This window comes from Planktotalea sp. (assembly GCF_049680325.1).
Lineage (GTDB): Bacteria > Pseudomonadota > Alphaproteobacteria > Rhodobacterales > Rhodobacteraceae > Planktotalea.
This window is the reverse complement of the sequence record NZ_JBAUHO010000049.1, coordinates 1-4,450: the sequence shown is the minus strand read 5'-3', so window position 1 is coordinate 4,450 and position 4,450 is coordinate 1. Positions and strand designations below refer to the sequence as shown.

The following is a 4,450-nucleotide window of genomic DNA, read 5'->3' as shown; positions in this document are numbered from 1 at the left end:
TTTTTTAGTAGAATTGAACTAATTCACTGCGCGGTGACAGCAATCATCAAAATGCCAGTAAGCAAGACCAGAGCCATGGCAGAGCTGGAGCTGCCTGCTTTTGCCTGTTCAATAATAATCTCTTGCTCAAGAACTGGGTCGGTCAAACCGCCAGCATGGGCAATAGAGCCGCTAGATATAGTTAATGCCAAAAGGGCTGCTGCTACATTTTTCATCTTATCCCCCGATAATGTGTGTGTGGAAAATGTCAAACTATATGGCCTAGGTCAAGAATGCTGGTGGTGACTATCCCTAAATATTGCTAGTTTGTTTCTAAATCGCGAACAGAAGGCGTCAAACCATGGCAAAAACCACGAAAACAAGAACAACAACGTCAAAAACAAAAGCCTCAACGACGACTCAGCCGAGCACGGTTCGTAAGCCCAAGGCAGATGGAGCCAAAAGCGCAACTGTTGCCAAGCTAAAGCCCGTCGTCGTGACCGAAACAACGCCCGTTGTTACGGATCCAGCCCTTAAGAAGAAAGAGCTGATCGATACCGTGACCGAACGATCTGGAATCAAAAAGAAAGACGCGAAGCCGGTTATCGAAGCCATGTTGGCGGTGCTTGGTGAAACGCTTGCTGAAGGGCGCGAAATGAATTTGCAGCCACTTGGCAAGGTTAAGACCAACCGCGCTAAAGAAGTGCAGGGTGGCAATGTGCTGATCGTAAAGATCCGTCAAAGCACTCGCACGCCAAAAGCGGCAACAGATGCAGACGACGCATAACTGCGCATTGCTTCTAAGGTCACGAATCTAAATCAAGAGAGCTTTGTTGACTTCAAAGCTCTCTTCGCTTTTTTTGCACCTGTGTTGCGGGGTGGACCGCTATTGGGCGAGTGAGTGATGCAATATCCAAAGGTTTACCTGCTGCGTCACGGACAGACGGCGTGGAATCTTGCGGCCCGTTTGCAGGGCCGCCTTGATTCCAAGCTTACCCTAGAAGGCCATAGGCAAGCCGAGCGGCAAGGGGCTTTGCTAAAAGATCTTTGGCAAGTCGAGCCCGGGATGGCGCTCTATTGTAGCCCGCAAGGGCGCGCGCAGCGCACAGCTCAGATCGCGACAAGTGGAATCAACGCCCAAATTCTAACGGATGCACGCATTCGTGAAATCAGTGCAGGGTCATGGGATGGCACATTGCTCGAGGATATCGAGCGCACCAATACGCCGCTTTTTGAACAGGCACGTAATGCGTTCGAGCTGATGTTCCTTGCTCCGGACGGGGAAGGGGAAGAGGCCGTTCTGGAACGCTGCCGCAGCTTTCTGGATGACTTAAAAGGGCCAAGCGTCCTTATTACACACGGCGCAACGCTTTGTGTGCTGCGCGGATTGCTACGTGCAATGAGCTTCGATCAGATGTTGGACCTTAGCCATGAGCAAGGCTGTATCTATGCAATCGAAAACGCCAAAGAAGCTATCTTGAGATAATGAGAAAAAAGGTGCGATTTTGAGTTGCACGGCGGCGCGTAACTGTCTAAACGACGCGCAGAGCGGGTGATTAGCTCAGTTGGTAGAGCGCTTCCTTTACACGGAAGATGTCGGGAGTTCGAGCCTCTCATCACCCACCATTTCCCTTCGAGTACCAGTGGCACTAACGCACAGAAAAATTGTGCGAATTTGCGCCAAAGCGCGCTTGACGGACCCTGAATTGCCGCCTATTACACCCGAGCATTCAGGCGACTGGATGTGCAGTGAGCGGTTGTAGCTCAGTTGGTTAGAGTACCGGCCTGTCACGCCGGGGGTCGCGGGTTCGAGCCCCGTCAACCGCGCCACCACTGCTTGAAAAGCTCCCTTCGGGGAGCTTTTTTCTTTTGTTCCAAAGGTTTGCAGCGCGTTGTTCTTGGAAATGCGTGTTCAGATCATGCTATTTGGTGCAGTGGATCACATCCTTTTGAAAAGAGTTGGATTAGCGGCTTGACGCCCGCGCTGGCTTGACCTATCCCGCCCTCACTGCGCGGTTGTAGCTCAGCTGGTTAGAGTACCGGCCTGTCACGCCGGGGGTCGCGGGTTCGAGCCCCGTCAACCGCGCCACTTTCCTTCTTTCGCGTATTGTGGTGCTTTAGCCGCCGACACATATTCGGTTGATGCAAAGGTTCAGCTTATGAAATTTCTTGATGCGATCCCGCTTTCCATTGTGCTTATAGCAGCGCTGACACTTGGCTTGGCACCTTTTGTGCCAGAGCCGCATGTTTGGGAAAAGCTCAAGATGTTGGCCAGCGGTGATTTGCGCCAAGCAATTGATATTTTAGATTTATTGATGCACGGCGCGCCCTGGCTTTTGCTGATAGCCAAGCTGCTTCGCGGGCTTGCTGCGAGGCAATCCGACTAGACCTAGGCCGAAAGCGCCGCAAGTATCCGTGCCCAGCTGCGTGTGCCTTTGTGAAAGCTTTGCATGTCGTATTTCTCATTCGGCGAATGGATTTGATCGTCATCCTTGCCAAAGCCGATCAGCATCGCATCCACGCCCAGAATGTCTTTGAAATGCCCCGCAATCGGAATCGAGCCGCCACAACCGATATAGGAGGCAGGGCGGCGCCATTCATCGCTGAGGGCCATGCGCGCCTTTTCGAACATCGGATCGGTGATCGACATCTGGCTGGCTTTTGATCCTTTGCCAAGCGGGAATTCAACAGTGTAATCGTCGGGCAGGCAGCTGTTCACATATTCAACAAAGGCGTCGTGAATCGCGTCAGGGTCTTGGGTGCCGACCAGGCGGAAGCTGATTTTCGCGCCAGCCTCGGCCGGTAGAACGGTTTTGAAACCATCGCCAGCGTAGCCGCCCCAAATGCCATTTACATCGCAAGTTGGGCGCGACCAGATCATTTCGAGAGGGGTGCGATCACTTTCTCCTGCAGGAACACTAAGGCCGACGTCCTTAAGATACTGCGCGTGGTCAAACGCTAGATTTTGCCATTGCGCGCGGATCACGTCATCCAGTTCGGGAACGCCGTCATAAAAACCGGGCAGGGTAATGCGTCCTGTCGCGTCATGCAGGCCTGTGATTATTTTGGACAGAACACGGATCGGGTTCATCGCAATGCCGCCGTACATGCCAGAGTGCAGATCGCGTTTTGGACCTTTGACGACGATTTCCTCGGCGACCAGCCCGCGTAGCATTGTTGTGATTGCAGGAACGGAACTTTCAAACAGGCCGGTATCACAAATCAACGCAATATCGCTTTTCAGCTCTTTTGCGTTTTCTACCATAAAGGGGACAAGCGAAGGCGAGCCGCTTTCTTCCTCGCCTTCAAAGAAGAAGGTGATCTTGCAGGGCAGGGAGCCATGAACCGCTTTCCACGCGCGGCAGGCTTCGACAAATGTCATCAACTGGCCCTTGTCATCTGACGCGCCGCGCCCGCGAATGACTTGTCCGTTCTCGGTGTCCTCGATCTGCGGCTCAAACGGCGGCGTGTCCCAAAGTTCGAGCGGATCAACAGGCTGAACATCATAGTGGCCGTAAAACAGAAGGTGCGGGCCATCGCCGTCAACATGCCCGACAACCATCGGATGACCCGTGGTCATGCGTTTAGAGGCCGTGACGCCAAGTGTTTTGAGATCAGCAACCAGCCAATCGGCTGCATCATCGCAATCGCGCTTGTACGCAGGGTCGGTCGAAATGGAGGGGATTCGCAGCAATTTGAGCAACCGTTCCGTCGCAAGTGGTAGATCTTCATCAATTTTGGCGAGAACAGCGTCTAAGGACATTGGATAATGCTCCGAGTGTGAGAGTTTTGCCGCGACGCTATCAGGCTTTGCGCAACTGTCCAGAAGACGGTCTGTTTCCAAAGGGAAAAAGATGTACCTGATTTGCTTGATTTAGATCAAGGCTGCGACATGGCGCCCGATGCTAGGGCATTGCCAGACGAAAAACGAGGGGTTATGCATTCAGGAAATTGAATGCTGCCACGATACCGCTTTTAACTTTGTACCCCGGTGCTTAGTTCGGTGTACGAAAAAATGGGGAGAGGCCGCTTGGATTATACGGCTCAGCTAGATGCACGTTTGCAGAACCTTCACTCTGAGGGTCGGTATCGCACGTTCATCGATATCGAACGCAAGAACGGTAACTTCCCACATGCGATGTGGCGCAAGGCTGACGGATCCGAGCAACCTATCACGGTCTGGTGCGGCAATGACTATCTTGGCATGGGGCAAAATCCTGTCGTTCTCGAAGCCATGCATGAAGCGATTGACGCAACAGGGGCTGGCTCTGGCGGTACGCGCAACATTTCTGGCACGACTGTCTATCACAAACGTCTTGAGGCCGAATTGGCCGATCTGCACGGTAAAGAGGCGGCGCTTTTGTTCACCTCTGCCTACATTGCCAATGACGCGACGCTGTCTACCTTGCCCAAGCTTTTCCCGGGGCTGATTATCTATTCCGATGCACTGAACCATGCCTCAATGATCGAG

The 4,450-nt window shown here is 52.9% G+C and carries 6 protein-coding genes and 3 tRNA genes; 7 read left to right on the top strand and 2 right to left on the bottom strand.

The genetic code is table 11. From position 1 onward, the window contains the following. Window positions 1-23 precede the first annotated feature (23 nt). Entirely contained in the window at window positions 24-215 is a 192-nt protein-coding gene (locus WBC85_RS02165) for a hypothetical protein (protein WP_424433037.1), read from the bottom strand. Between the two features lie 125 nt (window positions 216-340). Here WBC85_RS02165 and WBC85_RS02160 point away from each other — a divergent pair, with 125 nt between their 5' ends. The 6 genes from WBC85_RS02160 to WBC85_RS02135 all read left to right on the top strand — a co-directional run bounded on the left by WBC85_RS02160 (window position 341) and on the right by WBC85_RS02135 (window position 2,366). After that, window positions 341-766, top strand: coding sequence for an HU family DNA-binding protein (locus WBC85_RS02160; protein WP_424433036.1), 426 nt, complete (start codon window positions 341-343; stop codon window positions 764-766). Window positions 767-883: 117 nt separating this feature from the next. Continuing rightward, window positions 884-1,465 carry a histidine phosphatase family protein gene (locus WBC85_RS02155; RefSeq protein WP_424433035.1) on the top strand — a complete coding sequence of 194 codons (582 nt, stop codon included), beginning with the start codon at window positions 884-886 and terminating at the stop codon, window positions 1,463-1,465. A gap of 64 nt (window positions 1,466-1,529) precedes the next feature. Next, a tRNA-Val gene (locus WBC85_RS02150) sits at window positions 1,530-1,605 on the top strand. Window positions 1,606-1,732: 127 nt separating this feature from the next. Continuing rightward, window positions 1,733-1,809, top strand: a tRNA-Asp gene (locus WBC85_RS02145). 182 nt (window positions 1,810-1,991) lie between these two features. After that, window positions 1,992-2,068: transfer RNA gene (locus WBC85_RS02140), tRNA-Asp, on the top strand. A 70-nt stretch (window positions 2,069-2,138) separates the two neighbouring features. Next, window positions 2,139-2,366, top strand: coding sequence for an RND transporter (locus WBC85_RS02135; protein WP_424433034.1), 228 nt, complete (start codon window positions 2,139-2,141; stop codon window positions 2,364-2,366). A 2-nt stretch (window positions 2,367-2,368) separates the two neighbouring features. Here the strand turns inward: WBC85_RS02135 and WBC85_RS02130 are convergent, their stop codons facing one another. Further along, entirely contained in the window at window positions 2,369-3,742 is a 1,374-nt protein-coding gene (locus WBC85_RS02130; protein WP_424433033.1) for a M20/M25/M40 family metallo-hydrolase, read from the bottom strand. A gap of 267 nt (window positions 3,743-4,009) precedes the next feature. On the opposite strand from WBC85_RS02130, the gene WBC85_RS02125 reads away from it, so the two are divergent. After that, on the top strand, window positions 4,010-4,450 hold a 441-nt coding region (locus WBC85_RS02125; protein ID WP_424433032.1), incomplete at its 3' end, for an aminotransferase class I/II-fold pyridoxal phosphate-dependent enzyme.